This window comes from Pseudoclavibacter sp. RFBA6 (assembly GCF_002931575.1).
GTDB classification, from domain to species: domain Bacteria; phylum Actinomycetota; class Actinomycetes; order Actinomycetales; family Microbacteriaceae; genus Pseudoclavibacter; species Pseudoclavibacter terrae.
This window is the reverse complement of the sequence record NZ_PSUA01000003.1, coordinates 261,855-275,855: the sequence shown is the minus strand read 5'-3', so window position 1 is coordinate 275,855 and position 14,001 is coordinate 261,855. Positions and strand designations below refer to the sequence as shown.

Below are 14,001 nucleotides of genomic sequence, written 5' to 3'. Positions count from 1 at the left end.
GGGCGTGGAGTATGCGCGGTCAGGTGAAGAGCGTCTCGCCCACGTAGCCGCCTTCGCGCGCGCCGGGCGGGATCGCCCAGATGCCGCTGCCGGTGTGCTTGAGGTACTCGTTCAGGAGATCGGTGCTGAGCGACTGCTGCACGCGGATGAACTGCTGCGGGTCCCGCTGGTAGGACAGGAAGAAGAGCCCGGCGTTGAGCCGCCCGAGCTCGTCGTTGCCGTCGACGAAGTTGTAGCCGCGACGCAGCAGCCTCGCTCCCGCGTTCTTCGCGGGGTGGGCGAGGGCGACGTGCGAGTTCGCGTCGATGGCGGGCTGCCCAAAGGTCGTCTCGCTCTCGACCATGAAGTCGGGCTCTGTGGACTCCTCGCCGCCGCTGAGCGGGGCGCCGGCGCGTTTGTCGCGGCCGATGATCTGCTCCTGCTCCTCGAGACGCACCCGGTCCCACGATTCGATCATCATGCGGATGCGCCGGGCGACCAGGTAGGAGCCGCCGACCAGCCAGTCGGCCCCGTCGCCCGGGGCGACCCAGACGTGCTCGGCGGTCGCGCTCGTCTCCTCCGCCTTGACGTTCGCGGTGCCGTCCTTGAAGCCGAACAGGTTGCGAGGTGTGACCTGGCTCGTCGACGTCGACGAGGTGCGCCCGAAGCCCAGCTGCGACCAGCGCAGGATGACGCGGCCGAAGCCGATGCGCGTGAGGTTCCGGATGGCGTGCACCGCGACCTGCGGGTCGTCGGCGCAGGCCTGGATGCACAGGTCGCCGCCGGAGAGTGCGCTGTCGAGGGCGTCACCAGAGAACCGCGGGAGCTGTGTGAGCTTCGCCGGCTGCCTGCTCGCGAGCCCGAAGCGGTCGACGCCGTCGCCGTCGACGAAGAGCGTCGGCCCGAAGCCGACCGTGATGGTGAGCGCGGACGGAGGCAGTCCCATGGCCTCACCCGTGTCGTCGGGCGGCGCGAGCGGGGAGCCGCCGACGGCGCCGGAGGCTGAGACGTCGAGGCCCTGCACGAGCCGCGACGACGCGTAGCTCCAGTCCTGCAGCAGCTCGACGAGCTCCTCGCGGGTTGTGCCCTCGCGCACGTCGAAGGCCGCGAAGTGGAGTCGGTCCTGGGCGGGCGTCACGATGCCGGCCTGGTGCTCGCCGGAGAACGGATACTGCGTGCCGCTGCCCGCGTGGGTGCTGGCACCGGCCCCGGTCGCGGCCGCGATACCGAAGCCACCGGCACCGCCGGCGGCGATGCCCGTGGCACCCGCGCCGAGCAGACCGAGCAGCCCGCGTCGAGAGAGGCCGCCGCTTGCGGGTTCCGCCGCGGCAGGGTCCGCCACCGGGTCGGAGCTCGCCGCTGGCCGACGTGCCGCCGTCGATCCGGACCTCACGTTCCCTGCTCGCGCATCCGCACCCTCGGGTTCACGCCCGGTCTCACCTGCGCTCACGGCGCTCCTTCTGCTGATGTGATGGTTCACGTGGTGCCGTCCCGGGAGATTCCAGCGGAAATCCGAGCACGGACCGGAGTCCCGTCAGTCAGGGTGACGAGGGGTCGCATGGCCGTGATGAACGGCACTCAGCGACGCCACGTCACCCTGACTGGCGGCGTGCGTCTCGGAGAGGCTACGCCTGCAGGCCGAGCACCGTGGTCGTGAGCTGCGAGAGCGGCTCGGCGAGCGCATCCACCTGCGTCGAGAGCTCCTTGACCTGGTCAGGCGTGAGGTCGCGGTAGGTGGTGAAGCCCTCTTCGTAGCTCCCGTAGCTGCCGAGGAGGTCGTTCAGGGCCGTGAACTCGGTGCTGATCGAGTCGGCGATCGCTGCACCGTCGTCGCCCTTCGCGCGGGCGACGTCCTCGACGATGCCGAAGGCGACTTCTGCGCCCTCGACGTTCGCCTTGAAGTCGCTGAGGTCGGTGCCGGACCACCAGTCCTCTTCACCGGAGATCTTGCCGGTCGCGACCTCGTCGAGCAGGCCGATCGCTCCATTCGTGATGTCCTCGATGGAGATCTCGAACTCCTCGCTGTTCACGAGGTCGGCGAGCTCCTGGATGTCGCCGACGAGCTGGTCCGCGTAGGCGGTGCGCTCCTCGGGCGTTGACGGCGCCCAGTCGAGGAACGCGTCGGTGTCGTCGGAGTTCTTGTCGCCGGGCTGCGGCTGCCAGAGGTCCTTCTCGATGCGGTGGAAGCCGGTCCAGTCGAGGCCCTCGGCGACGGCATCGACTTCTCGGTAGTCGATCTTCGGGTCGAGGTCGCCGAACGCCTCGGCGGTCGGCTCGATGCGCTCGTATGGCACGCGCGCCGCGGCGAACAGCTCGCGGGCCTTCTCGTCGTCGCCGGACTTGTAGGCTGTCGTGAACTCCTCGACAAGGGGCACGAGCTCGGAGACCTGGTTGCGCAGGTAGGCGGTGTAGCTCGTGACGGCCTCGTCGTAGGCGGCCTGGTCGTCTGCCGCGACCTCGACGGCCTCGCCGGAGACTTCGAACGCGGTCTGCCCGATGCCCTCGCCGATCATGCCCGGCTTGCAGACCGTGAAGTAGCTGCCCGGCTGCGCGACGACGGAGAGCTGGCGGCTCGTGCCGGGGGCGATGTTCTCGACCTCGCCCACGATACGGAGGCCGTCGTCGGCGAGCAGGTAGAACTCGGTGACGCGCTCGCCCTCGTTGGTGACGTCGAAGGTGATGGGCCCGCTGGCGGCTGATGCGCCGGAGACCGTGCAGTCCGAGTCCGTGCTCGAGACGGCGAGCGAGGACGCTGGGTCAGCCGGCGCGTTCGGCACGCAGCCGGTGAGGGAGACGAGGGCAGCGGCCGACAGCAGACCGGCGGCGAGTGGCTTGAGGTGCATGGGTGTCCTTCTTCGAGGGCGCGTTTCTAGAGCGCGGCGGTCGCCGCAGGCTGGGGTGAGGTTGGGGTCGCGTGCCGCCTGCCCGAGCGGGTGCGGATGGCGAAGAGCGTGGCGGTCGGGATGAGGTACGCGAAGTAGGCGAGGATCTCGAGCTTCGTCATCTCGGGGGTGAAGCCGAGTGTTCCCTTGAGGAGCGCGCCGAGGAGGCCGTCCGGCGGGATGATCTGGGGGATGCGGAACGCCCACGCGTTCTCCCCGAACCATGCCTGGGCGGCGGCGGATGCGCTCGCCGGGGCTGCGGTGAAGGGTCCGGGCAGCACCGCCGCCTCCTGTAGGTCGTGGATCGCGTAGGCCACGATGCCCGCGGCGAAGACGATGAGGAGGGCGCCGGTCCAGGTGAAGAAGGTGGACAGATCGATGCGGACGACCCCGCGGAAGAGACCCCAGGCGAGCCCGACCGCGATGAGGAGGCCGAGGATGGCGCCGAGGAAGCCGAGCACCCAGCCGTCGCCCGAGCGCGTGGTCGACCAGACGAAGAGCGCGGTCTCGAGTCCCTCGCGTGCGACGGAGACGAACGCGACCGCGACGATGCCCCAGCCGCTGCCCCCGAGGTGGCGATCGACCTGCCCCTCGAGGTCGTGCTTCAGCGTCTTCGAGACGCGGAGCATCCAGAACACCATCCACGTGACCATGGCGACGGCGACGAGCGAGAGCGTGCCGCCGATGATCTCCTGGGCTTGGAAGGAGAGGCCGTACGCGCCGAACGTGAGCACCGCGCCGAGGATGAGGGACGCGACCACGGCGAAGGCGACGCCGAGCCAGATGCGGCGCACGATGTCCGGTCGGTGGATTCGCCGCGCGTAGGCGAGGAGGATGCCGACGACGAGCGCCGCTTCGAGGCCTTCGCGGAGGCCGATGAGGAGAGAGCCGAGCATGCTGGATTCCTGGGCGTGAAGAGAACTGGGCCGGCGGGCGTGAGGGCCAGCCATAGCCCAGGCGTCCATACGCGGTAGGCCAGGTAAGGCTTACCTTTCGTGAAGATACACCCGCCTCCGGGAATTTGCCAAGTTCCGCTCGGTTCGGGCCCGCCCGGCATCCCAACTCCCCCCCCCGGGGCCACTGCGCCAGCGCTCGCGAAGTGCGCTGAAGTACCGTGGTGCGCGGCCCGCGCTCCCGCGGGGCAGAAGCTCAGCCAGGAGGATCACCCGTGCAGACCATCGACACCAAGCAGCTCGCCGAGCTCGGTGAGCAGGCCACCGTCATCGACGTCCGCGAACGCGACGAGTTCTCGGCCGCGCGCATCCCGTGGGCCAGCAACGTGCCGCTGAGCGAGCTCACGGATCGGGTCGACGAGGTGCCGGAGGACGGCCCCGTCTACCTGATCTGCGCCGCTGGAGTTCGCAGCGAACGTGCCACGGCATACCTCGAGCAGCACGGCAAGCCGGTCGTGAACGTGCTCGGTGGCATGTCCGAATGGGCGGGGTCGGGGTTCACGGTCGAACGCGACTGAACGCTCCGCCGTCGGCGGCCAGCCGTAGCCGCGCCACCCATTGACCGATCGACGCGAGGGGGCCTCCCCAGCCGTCCTGTCTGGTGGGGAGTTCTCCCCTCGCTCTCGGGCGTGCCGCGCGGAGATTCTCGCTAGCGTTGAAGCCCCCAGAGCGCGAGCCCTGCGGCGCGACGAGTCACCGGCGATGGGAGCTGAGTGTGAACAGCCCACAGCGACTGGCGCGCGCCCGCGACGCCTCGACCCGCCTGGCCTCGCAGCCGAGCGTGGACCCGCGGCTGCAGCTCGAGCAGCAGCACCGCGCAGCACAGCTGGATCCGTTTGACCGCACCCTCCCGAGGCGCACGATCCGGGACGCGTCGGCGCCGATGTTCATCCCCGGCTTCCGCTACTACCCGCCGGTCTCGCGCCTCCGAACCGCCCGGTAGCGGCCGGCCGAGGCCCCAGGTTCGCGACCGGGTCGTCATGCGGATGTACGCGGCTGGGCCTGTGGATGACCGAGCGGATGTCGGTCGTCGCGCCTAGGGTTGCTTCCATGGTCGCAACGCACGAGACAGAAGCCCCCGCCAGGTCAGGGACCCTGCTCGAGCGAGCGCAGCGGGTGCTGCGCGAGGTCTTCGGCTACGACGACTTCCGCGGCGACCAGGCCCAGATCATCGAGCGGCTCTGCGCTGGCGACGACGCCGTCGTGCTCATGCCGACCGGTGGCGGCAAGAGCCTCTGCTACCAGGTGCCCGCGCTCGTGCGCGAGGGAACCGGCGTCGTCATCTCGCCCCTCATCGCGCTCATGCACGACCAGGTCGGCGCGCTCGAGCAGCTCGGCGTGCGCGCTGCGTTCCTGAACTCCACCCAGTCGATCGACGAGCGTCGTGACGTCGAGCGCCAGCTCCTCGCGGGCGAGCTCGACCTCATCTACCTCGCCCCCGAGCGCCTACCGGTCGCCGCCGACCTCCTGAGCCGCACCAACATCTCGCTGTTCGCGATCGACGAGGCCCACTGCGTGGCCCAGTGGGGGCATGACTTCCGCCCCGACTACCTGAACCTGTCGATGATCGCGGAACGCTGGCCGAGTGTCCCCCGCATCGCCCTGACCGCCACCGCGACGAGCGAAACCCGGCAGGAGATCGTCGACCGGCTCGTGCTCGGCGACGCGAAGGTGTTCGTCGCCAGTTTCGACCGCCCGAACATCCAGTACCGCGTCTCCCCGAAGGCCACCCCGAAGGCGCAGCTGCTGCGCCTCATCCACGAAGAGCACGCGGGCGACGCCGGCGTCGTGTACTGCCTGAGCCGCAAGTCGGTCGAGAACGTCTCCGAGTGGCTGCGGGGTCAGGGCGTGAACGCGCTGGGCTACCACGCGGGCATGCCAGCCGAGACGCGTGCGAGGCACCAGGCGACGTTCCTCCGTGAGGACGGGGTCGTCATGGTGGCGACGATCGCCTTCGGCATGGGAATCGACAAGCCGGATGTGCGCTTCGTGGCGCACCTCGACCTCCCGAAGAGCATCGAAGGCTACTACCAGGAGACGGGGCGTGCGGGTCGTGATGGCCTGCCGTCCACCGCCTGGCTGGCGTACGGGCTGAACGACGTGGTGCAGCAGCGCCGCATGATCGCGGAAGGCGAGGGGGACGCGCAGCGCAAGCGAGCGCAGAGCCAGCACCTCGACGCGATGCTCGCGCTCTGCGAGACGGTCACCTGCCGACGCGTGCAGCTGCTCGCCTACTTCGGGCAGCTCAGCGAGCCGTGCGGCAACTGCGACACGTGCCTCTCTCCGCCGGCCTCGTGGGATGGCACCATCGCGGCGCAGAAGCTGCTGTCGACCGTGCTGCGGCTCGACCGCGAACGCAACGGCCAGGCGTTCGGAGCCGGCCAGCTCATCGACATCCTCACCGGCAAGACGACAGAGAAGATCACGCAGTGGAAGCATGACGAGCTCTCGACGTTCGGCATCGGCAAGGACCTCGGCGACACGGAATGGCGCGGCGTCATCCGTCAGCTCCTGGCCGCGGGCGTGCTCGCCGTGCGCGGCGAGTACGGGGTGCTCGCGCTCACCAGCGAGGCCGCACCGGTGCTCCGCGGGGAGCGTCAGCTCATGTTCCGCAAGGAGCCCCCGAAGCCGGCGGGTTCGAGCGGACGCCGCTCGCGCGGGGAGCACTCGGGTCGCTCCGGCGGCGGGAGCGCGGCAGCGGCGGCCCTCACGGAGTCGCAGCGCGAGGTCTTCGAGCGCCTCCGCGCGTGGCGCGCCGAGACCGCGAAGGAGCAGGGTGTGCCCGCCTACATCGTGTTCACGGATGCGACGCTCGCCGCGATCGCCGAGGTCAAGCCGCGCCAGCACGCGCAGCTCGCCGCTATCTCCGGCGTCGGTGCGGCGAAGCTCGAACGCTATGCCGACGACGTTCTGGACGCGGTCGCCGACCAGTAGCGTCGCCCCGAGGCGCAGGTCCCGTGCTCGCACGACAGCGCGATGAAGCGTCGCCGTGCGCGAAGCGGCGGCCTGCGCGGGTTCCAGCGTTCCGGGTTTCGGCGTGCAGGAGCTCCGGCGCCTGCACGCTTCGGCGTGCGGGAGCTCCGGCGTGCGGGAGCTCCGGCGCCTGCACGCTTCGGCGTGCAGGGTTTCGGTTTGCGGGGTTTCGGTGGCCGTGCTGGGGAAGAACCCATCACGGCCGCAGGAACCCCGCACGCACGTCCCCGAAACCCATCACGGCCGCGGGAACCCCGCACGTGCGTCCCCGAAACCCATCACGGCCGCGGGAACCCCGCATGTGCGTCCCCGAAACCCCAAGCGCCTCGTGAGACCTTTCCGCGTCGCAGAGGGGCCGCGGGCGCCGTTCAGGAGAGGACGCGGTGGACGCGCAGCGCTTCGACGACCAGCGCGTGGTCCTCGTGCATCTCGAGGCCGCTGACGCCGACCGCGCCGGCGAGGGTGCCGCCGATGCGGATCGGGAAGGCGCCGCCGGCCGCGGCGTACTCGCGCGGGTCCAGGAGGGAGCCTGCGGCGAAGTCCTCACCGTCCGCCTCGTACGCGTAGAGGACTGCGAGGGTCGAGTGGCCGAAGTGCTCGACGACCCGGAACTTGCGGGCGAGCCAGGCGTCGTTCAGCGCTGACGAGCCTGGCGTGGCGGCGTGGAAGGCGCGCTGTCCGCCGAGCACGACCGAGACGGCGACGCCGTGGCCACGCACGATGGACTCGTGGCGCAGCCAGGTGCCCACCTGCCACGCATCCTCGAGCGTGAAGCTCGGGAAGTCCAGCTCCTGCTCTTCTGCGCGCAGGACACGCAGGATCTCTTCGGCGGGCTGGCCAGCGTACGGGGTTGAAGTGGTGGAGCTCATGGGTGACCTCGGTGTGCACGGCAGTTGCGGACTGCGGATGGGCTGGGGCTTCGGCACGACGACGTACCTGGTGCGAGCATAGTCCGCTCACGCTCATTTGTCATGACATATGAACATGTGGACTTCAGTCCGCAGGATGACGCGATACATCGCGAGTTGCGGCAGGCTTGACGCATGCGCACCCTCCTCAACATCATCTGGCTCCTGCTCTCGGGCTTCTGGCTCTTCTGCGGCTACCTGCTGGCCGGCGTGCTGCTCTGCATCCCGATCATCACGATCCCGTGGGCCATCGCGTCGTTCCGCATCGGCCTGTACGCGCTCTGGCCCTTCGGCCGCGATGTCGTCTCACGGCCGAACGCCGGCGCCTTCTCCTTCATCGGCAACGTCATCTGGTTCGTGCTCGCTGGCTGGTGGCTCGCGATCGGACACATCGTCTCCGGCATCGCGCTGTGCGTCACCATCATCGGCATCCCCATGGGCATCGCCGACTTCAAGATGATCCCGATCTCCCTCTCACCACTGGGCAAGGAGGTCGTCGACCGCGACAACGGCCCCTTCGCGAGCCCGCGCCGCTGACGACCATCCGCCGAGTGCGCGAAACGGCTGGCACCCCGCAGCGGGTGCCGGCCGTTCTCGCATGATCCACGCGACGGATGCTGCTCCTACTTGGCGGGGACGTCCGGGATGTCGTCCTCGACCCCTCGGATGACGGCGATGTCCTGCGTGTAGCCGCCGAGCTGCTCGAGCTCGTGGGCGAGCTCCTCGAGCTCGGCGCCGCCGGCCATCTGGGCCGTGAGCTCGTCGAGCGTGATGTCGGCCTTGTCGTAGTAGCCGATGGACTTCCCGCGCTTGAGGAGCAGGAAGCTGTCGCCGACGGGGAACGCGTGGTGCGGGTTGTGGGTGATGAAGATCACGCCGAGCCCACGGTCGCGGGCTGCGAGGATGTAGCGCAGCACCACGCCCGACTGCTTGACGCCGAGGGCCGCGGTCGGCTCGTCCAGGATGAGCGCCTTCGCCCCGAAGTACACGGCGCGGGCGATGGCGACGCACTGCCGCTCACCTCCCGAGAGCTGCCCGATGGGCTGGTCGACGTCGCGAAGGTCGATGCCCATGTCGAGCAGCTCCTTCTTCGTGATCTCCTTCATCTGCTCGACGTCGAGGCTCTTGAACGGACCGAAACCCTTCGTGAGCTCGGAACCGAGGAAGAAGTTGCGCCAGATCGGCATGAGCGGCACGACCGCGAGGTCCTGGTAGACCGCCGCGATGCCGCGTTCGAGCGCCTCGCGGGGCGACCTGAGGTGCACCGATTCGCCCTCGATGAGGAACTCCCCATCGGTGTGCTCGTGACGTCCCGCGATGATCTTGATGAGCGTCGACTTGCCGGCACCGTTGTCGCCGAGCACGCAGGTCACGCGTCCTGGGTCGACGTCCATGTCCACCCCCTGGAGGGCGAGGATGTTGCCGTACCGCTTGCCCGCATCCCGAAGCGAGATGAGGTGCGCGCCCTGCTCTGCTGACACCGACTGCTGCGCATCCGTCACCGTTGCCTGGTTGATTGCCATTACTTCTGCTCCGCCCTTTTCTTGACGACCAGGTTCACGATCGTCGCCATCAGCAGCATGAGGCCGAGGAAGAACTTGAACCAGTCCGGGTTCCACTGGGCGTAGACGATGCCCTTGTTGGCCATGCCGAAGATCAGGGCGCCGATCGCGCCGCCGATCGCCGAGCCGTAGCCGCCGGTGAGGAGGCAGCCGCCGATGACGGCCGCGATGATGTAGAGGAACTCGTTGCCGATCCCCTCACCCGACTGCACGACGTTGAAGGCGAACAGGTTGTGCATGCCGAGGATCCAGGCGCAGAAGCCGACGCCCATGAAGAGGCCGATCTTCGTCGCCGTGACGGGCACGCCGACGGCGCGGGCCGCGTTCTCGTCGCCGCCGACCGCGAAGATCCAGTTGCCGATCTTCGTGCGCATGAGGATGAACGTGGCGACGAGCACCAGGGCGATCCAGATGAAGACCGTCACGTTGACGTTGACCCCGAAGACCGGGATCTCGCTCGCGAAGATGGCTTTCGCCGACGCGAAGCCGTCCATGTCGGCGATCGCGGGGCTGGAGACGCCGCCACCGACGAGGCGGGTGATGCCGAGGTTGAGCCCCGTGAGCATGAGGAACGACGCGAGCGTGACGATGAACGACGGCAGCTTCGTCTTGATGAGCAGCCAGCCGTTGATGAAGCCGACGACGAGGGCGAAGACGAGGCCCATGAGCACGCCCACCCACACGTTGGTGGCGAAGTACCAGCTGAAGAGCGACGCGGTGAGTGCTGACGAGATGACGGCGACGCCGGCGGAGAGGTCGAACTCGCCGCCGATCATGAGCAGCGAGACGCCGACGGCCATGATGCCGATCGTGGAGGCGCCGTAGAGCACCGTCGCGAGTGAGGTGACCTGCGTGAAGACTGGGGCGGCGACCGCGAAGAACACGAAGACGACGATGGCGCCGACGACGGCGCCCATCTCGGGTCGGCCCAGGATGACGGAGAGCGGCGACCGCTTGCCGACGCGCTCGTCGGTGGTGACGGGGGCAGAGTTGGTGTTGGGTGATCGGGGGGATGCTGCGGTTGGTGTTGAGGTTTGAACCATGACTGCACTTCCTTGTGAGGGGTCGGGGTGGCCGCGCTGGCGGCCACCCCGACCGCGGTTCGCTGGTTAGCGGATGCCCTTCTTGGCCTCTTCGAGGACGACTGCGGCGTTGCTCTCGTCGATGATCGTCGGGCCCGTGAGCACGGGCTTTCCGCCGCCGAGGGCGAACTCGCCGTTGTTCTGCAACCAGAGGGAGTCGACGGCCATGTAGCCCTGCAGGTAGGGCTGCTGGTCGACGGTGAAGACGACGTCACCGTCGACGATGGCTTGAGCGAGGTCCGCGTTCAGGTCGAACGATGCGACCTTCGCGCTGGAGCCGGTCTCGGAGACCGAGTCGATGGCCGTGAGCGTGAACGGGGCGCCGAGTCCGATGACGACGTCGGTGTCGGGTGTCGACTGCAGCTTGGCGGAGATCGTCGACTTGACCTGGGTCATGTCGGTTCCGGTGACGTAGAGGATCTCGGTGGCTGGCACCTTCTCCTTGATGCCCGCGCAGCGCGCTTCGAGCCCGACGTGGCCCTGCTCCTGGATGATGCAGAGCGGTTTGGTGTAGCCGAGCTCGGTGATCTTGTCGCCGGCGGCCTGGCCCGCGACGACCTCGTCCTGGCCGATGTAGGTGAAGGCGCCGAACTCGAAGGCTTCCTTGCTGCCGCCGTTGAAGGCGACGACGGGGATGCCGGCGTCGACGGCCGCCTTGATGGAATCTTCGAGTGCGTCGCCCTTGGCGATGGTGACGGCGATGCCGTCGACCCCCTGGTCGATGGCCTGCTGGATCAGCTGGGCCTGGTTCGGCGCCTGCGGGTCGGATGAGTAGAGCAGTTCGACGTTGTCCTTCGCTGCCGCGGTCTCGGCACCCTTCCGAACGATGTCCCAGAAGGTGTCGCCGGGGGCGGCGTGGGTGATCATCGCGATCTTGATGGAGGGCGTGTCTGCGACGCCGGCGACTGCGGGGTCCTCCGCCGTTCCGGTGTCCCGGCCACCCGCGGACGAGCAGGCCGTGAGCGCGAAGACCGGCACCATGGCGAGCGCGGCCAGACCGAACATGAGACGTTTCTTCTTCACGAAAACTCCTTTGAATGCCGTGATGACGCCAGTTGTGCACTCGACGAGACAGCCGCTGGGGGGCGGCGTCTTGAGAAGCTCACGTGTGCTCGCTCGGTCATCCTTGTCCGAGAGCAACGAGCACGTCACTGACTTGTCATGACAATAGCTCAACAGGTGTATTAAGCAAACCTTTTCTTGTGAAGACCGCATCACGGACCGGTCTCGACCCAGAACGGCGGGCGACCGAGACTCGATCGCCCGCCGTCCGACGGTATGTTTCGGCGCGCACTCAGGAGAGCACCGGCTCCTCCCGGCCGCTCGCGAGCGAGCGCGTCGCCGCCTCGGCGACAGCCTGCGCACGAAGCGCCTCGCGCAGTGACGGCGACGGCGAGCGCCCATCCTCCAGCGCACCGACGAACTCCGCGAGCGCCGCAGCGTACGTGGGCTGCACGCGCTCGAACCAGCCAGCGTGCATCCCGGACTCCGTCACCGTTCCGCTCCCATACCTGGCCACCTGACCCGCCCGGTGCCGCTTGGCTTCGACCAGCCCCTCCGAGCCGAACACCTCGATGCGCTCGTCGTAGCCGTAGCCGGAACGACGGATGCTGTCGATCTGCACGAGGGCGCCGTTCGCGAGGCGCACGGTCGCGATCGACGTGTCGACATCGCCGTAGTCGGCAACCCTGGGCTCGGCCAGGGCGCTGCCCGTCGCAGAGACGGCGACCGCATCGAGGCCCGTGATCCAGGTCGCGAGGTCGAAGAAGTGCACCGTCTGGTCGCGCATCTGCCCGCCGGACACGGCGATGTACTCGAGCGGTGGCATAGAAGGGCCGCGACTCGAGAGCTGCAGCAGCTCGACGTCGCCCACCTCGCCCGCATCCACGATTCGCTTCACCTCGGCGTAATCGCGGTCGAAGCGGCGATTGAAGTCGACCATCGCGGTGATGCCGGACGCCTCGACGTACGCCACCGTCTCCCGAGCGCGCTCGAGATCGAGGTCGATGGGCTTCTCGCAGAGCGCTGCGATGCCCGCGTCGGCTGCGAGCCGAAGGTGCTCTGCGTGCTTGTTCGTGGATGACGCGATGAGCACGGCATCGACCTGCGTGGCGTCGAAGACCTGCGCGAGCGAGGACACGGCGGCCGCGCCGTGCGAGACAGCCAACGTCTCCGCCCTCGCGAGGTCGACGTCGTACACGTAGCGGAAGTCGACGTCTGGGTTGGCCGCGAGGCTCTTGGCGTGGACGGCACCGATGAACCCGGCGCCGATGAGCGCGAATCTCTGCATCTCAGTTCCCCCCGGCTTCGCGCAGCTCGGCGTCAGCCGCAGCGATCTCCGCATCGCGGTCAGCGACGCTGCCCGGAACAGTCCACGCCGAGTCTGCGGCGTGCGATGCGGCGACCGCCTCGACGAACTGCACGCCGATGAGGCCGTCGATGCCCGTCGGGAACGACAGCTCGCGGATGGTCGACGGGCGCGCATCCCGCCGCGCCTCGAGCTCGTCGGCGAGGTCGCGGTAGAAGTTGCCGAAGGCCTCGAGGAAGCCCTCCGGATGCCCGAGGCCGACCCTCGTGAGCCTGGCCGAGTCCTCGGAGAGGGAGGAGAGGCCGTGCGTGAAGATCGTGGTCGTGCCCTCGAGGTCCTGGAAGGTCAGGTGGTGCGGATCCTCGTGCTGCCATTCGAGGCTCCCCTCGTCGCCGAAGACGCGGATGCGCAACCCGTGATTGTGCCCCGTCGCGGCCATGCTCGCCCAGAGCGTGCCCGGGACCCCCTCGCTGAACTCGAGCGCGACCGTCGCGTTGTCGAAGACCTTCCGCCCTGGCACGAGGGTGTGGAGCTGCGCTGAGACACGATCAGCTTCGAGGCCGGTGATGTAGCGAGCCAGGTGGTAGCCGTGCGTGCCGAGATCGCCGACCACGCTCGGGAACCCCGCCACGTCGGGGTCGGTGCGCCAGCTGGCCTGCTTGTGGCCGGTCAGCTCGAGCGGCGTCGCGGCCCAGCCGGACGCATGCTCGACGTCGACGAACGTGAGCCGGCCGAGGCGACCGTCGCTCACCATCCGCGCAGCCTCGCGCACCATCGGGTAGGCCGAGTAGCAGTGCGGCACCGCGAGGATCGCGTCGTGGCGCTCCGCCAGATCGATCAGCTCGCGCGCTGTCGACGAGCTTCGCGTGAGCGGCTTCTCGCAGACCACGCTGATACCGCGCTCGAGGAACGCCTTCGCCACCTCGAAGTGGCTGTCGTTCGGCGTCGCGACGATAGCGACGTCGATGCCGTCCTGACGCGCAGCCTCGGCCGCAGCCATCTCCTGGTAGCTGGCGTAGGTGCGCTCCGGTGCGACGCCGAGCGATACCGCCACGCGCGCCGATTCCTCGACGTCGCGGCCGAACACTCCCGCGTCCACCGAGTACCGGTCGTCCATCCGCATCCCGAAGCGATGCGTCTTGCCGATGTCGGCGCCGATGCCGCCCCCGACCATTCCTGCGCTCAACCGGCGCGCGTTCAGTGTGCTCATGCCACCCTCGTTGCTCATCTCGTGCGTGCTCGGCGCATGTCGGCGCTTGCCGCTGCCTGCTCGCTCGTCTTGGACAAATGTAGATCGGTGCAAATAGTTCCACACCACAACCGAAAAGGCCATACGCTGGTGGCTCGACCAGAG

Annotated in this window: 13 protein-coding genes; 4 read left to right on the top strand and 9 right to left on the bottom strand. The window is 68.7% G+C overall.

The window, feature by feature from the left end; genetic code table 11:
- Window positions 1-19 precede the first annotated feature (19 nt).
- The 3 genes from efeB to efeU form a co-directional block, all read right to left on the bottom strand.
- Window positions 20-1,372: an iron uptake transporter deferrochelatase/peroxidase subunit gene (gene efeB, locus C5C17_RS01860; protein WP_374953885.1), complete on the bottom strand. Its 1,353-nt coding sequence runs from the start codon at window positions 1,370-1,372 to the stop codon at window positions 20-22.
- A gap of 232 nt (window positions 1,373-1,604) precedes the next feature.
- Window positions 1,605-2,822 (bottom strand): iron uptake system protein EfeO, encoded by a 1,218-nt coding sequence (efeO, locus tag C5C17_RS01855; protein WP_104251666.1) that lies wholly within the window; start codon window positions 2,820-2,822, stop codon window positions 1,605-1,607.
- 26 nt (window positions 2,823-2,848) lie between these two features.
- On the bottom strand, window positions 2,849-3,757 hold the full coding sequence (efeU, locus tag C5C17_RS01850) for an iron uptake transporter permease EfeU (protein ID WP_104251665.1): 909 nt from the start codon (window positions 3,755-3,757) through the stop codon (window positions 2,849-2,851).
- Window positions 3,758-4,029: 272 nt separating this feature from the next.
- Between efeU and C5C17_RS01845 the strand changes: the two genes are divergently transcribed.
- From C5C17_RS01845 to recQ, 3 genes are all read left to right on the top strand, one after another.
- Complete coding sequence (locus tag C5C17_RS01845) at window positions 4,030-4,332, top strand: rhodanese-like domain-containing protein (protein ID WP_104251664.1); 303 nt, start codon at window positions 4,030-4,032, stop codon at window positions 4,330-4,332.
- 197 nt (window positions 4,333-4,529) lie between these two features.
- Window positions 4,530-4,757 (top strand): hypothetical protein, encoded by a 228-nt coding sequence (locus tag C5C17_RS01840; RefSeq protein WP_104251663.1) that lies wholly within the window; start codon window positions 4,530-4,532, stop codon window positions 4,755-4,757.
- Window positions 4,758-4,864: 107 nt separating this feature from the next.
- Window positions 4,865-6,748, top strand: a complete 1,884-nt coding sequence (gene recQ, locus C5C17_RS01835; protein ID WP_258065800.1) for a DNA helicase RecQ — start codon at window positions 4,865-4,867, stop codon at window positions 6,746-6,748.
- A gap of 407 nt (window positions 6,749-7,155) precedes the next feature.
- Here recQ and C5C17_RS01830 read toward each other — a convergent pair whose 3' ends face one another.
- On the bottom strand, window positions 7,156-7,656 hold the full coding sequence (locus tag C5C17_RS01830; RefSeq protein ID WP_104251661.1) for a heme-degrading domain-containing protein: 501 nt from the start codon (window positions 7,654-7,656) through the stop codon (window positions 7,156-7,158).
- Window positions 7,657-7,830: 174 nt separating this feature from the next.
- Between C5C17_RS01830 and C5C17_RS01825 the strand changes: the two genes are divergently transcribed.
- Entirely contained in the window at window positions 7,831-8,232 is a 402-nt protein-coding gene (locus C5C17_RS01825; RefSeq protein WP_104251660.1) for a YccF domain-containing protein, read from the top strand.
- 86 nt (window positions 8,233-8,318) lie between these two features.
- Here C5C17_RS01825 and C5C17_RS01820 read toward each other — a convergent pair whose 3' ends face one another.
- The 5 genes from C5C17_RS01820 to C5C17_RS01800 form a co-directional block, all read right to left on the bottom strand.
- Window positions 8,319-9,218, bottom strand: coding sequence for an ATP-binding cassette domain-containing protein (locus C5C17_RS01820; RefSeq protein ID WP_104251659.1), 900 nt, complete (start codon window positions 9,216-9,218; stop codon window positions 8,319-8,321).
- A complete protein-coding gene (locus tag C5C17_RS01815) occupies window positions 9,218-10,300 on the bottom strand; it encodes an ABC transporter permease (RefSeq protein WP_104251658.1) in 1,083 nt (360 codons plus the stop codon). The genes C5C17_RS01820 and C5C17_RS01815 overlap by 1 nt, the downstream gene beginning before the upstream one ends.
- A gap of 66 nt (window positions 10,301-10,366) precedes the next feature.
- Window positions 10,367-11,344, bottom strand: a complete 978-nt coding sequence (locus tag C5C17_RS01810; protein WP_104251657.1) for a substrate-binding domain-containing protein — start codon at window positions 11,342-11,344, stop codon at window positions 10,367-10,369.
- 289 nt (window positions 11,345-11,633) lie between these two features.
- The gene (locus C5C17_RS01805; protein WP_104251656.1) at window positions 11,634-12,629 is read right to left on the bottom strand and encodes a Gfo/Idh/MocA family oxidoreductase; all 996 of its coding nucleotides are present in this window, start codon (window positions 12,627-12,629) and stop codon (window positions 11,634-11,636) included.
- A gap of 1 nt (window position 12,630) precedes the next feature.
- Window positions 12,631-13,857, bottom strand: a complete 1,227-nt coding sequence (locus tag C5C17_RS01800) for a Gfo/Idh/MocA family protein (protein ID WP_104251774.1) — start codon at window positions 13,855-13,857, stop codon at window positions 12,631-12,633.
- Window positions 13,858-14,001 lie beyond the last annotated feature (144 nt).

Excerpts from the sequence above, each read along its gene's own strand:
- C5C17_RS01825 (WP_104251660.1), top strand. The coding sequence starts at position 7,831 with ATGCGCACCCTCCTCAACATCATCTGGCTCCTGCTCTCGGGCTTCTGG.
- C5C17_RS01810 (WP_104251657.1), bottom strand. The coding sequence starts at position 11,344 with ATGTTCGGTCTGGCCGCGCTCGCCATGGTGCCGGTCTTCGCGCTCACG.
- C5C17_RS01800 (WP_104251774.1), bottom strand. The coding sequence starts at position 13,857 with ATGAGCACACTGAACGCGCGCCGGTTGAGCGCAGGAATGGTCGGGGGC.
- C5C17_RS01820 (WP_104251659.1), bottom strand. The coding sequence starts at position 9,218 with ATGGCAATCAACCAGGCAACGGTGACGGATGCGCAGCAGTCGGTGTCA.
- C5C17_RS01830 (WP_104251661.1), bottom strand. The coding sequence starts at position 7,656 with ATGAGCTCCACCACTTCAACCCCGTACGCTGGCCAGCCCGCCGAAGAG.
- recQ (WP_258065800.1), top strand. The coding sequence starts at position 4,865 with ATGGTCGCAACGCACGAGACAGAAGCCCCCGCCAGGTCAGGGACCCTG.
- efeO (WP_104251666.1), bottom strand. The coding sequence starts at position 2,822 with ATGCACCTCAAGCCACTCGCCGCCGGTCTGCTGTCGGCCGCTGCCCTC.
- C5C17_RS01815 (WP_104251658.1), bottom strand. The coding sequence starts at position 10,300 with ATGGTTCAAACCTCAACACCAACCGCAGCATCCCCCCGATCACCCAAC.
- efeU (WP_104251665.1), bottom strand. The coding sequence starts at position 3,757 with ATGCTCGGCTCTCTCCTCATCGGCCTCCGCGAAGGCCTCGAAGCGGCG.
- C5C17_RS01805 (WP_104251656.1), bottom strand. The coding sequence starts at position 12,629 with ATGCAGAGATTCGCGCTCATCGGCGCCGGGTTCATCGGTGCCGTCCAC.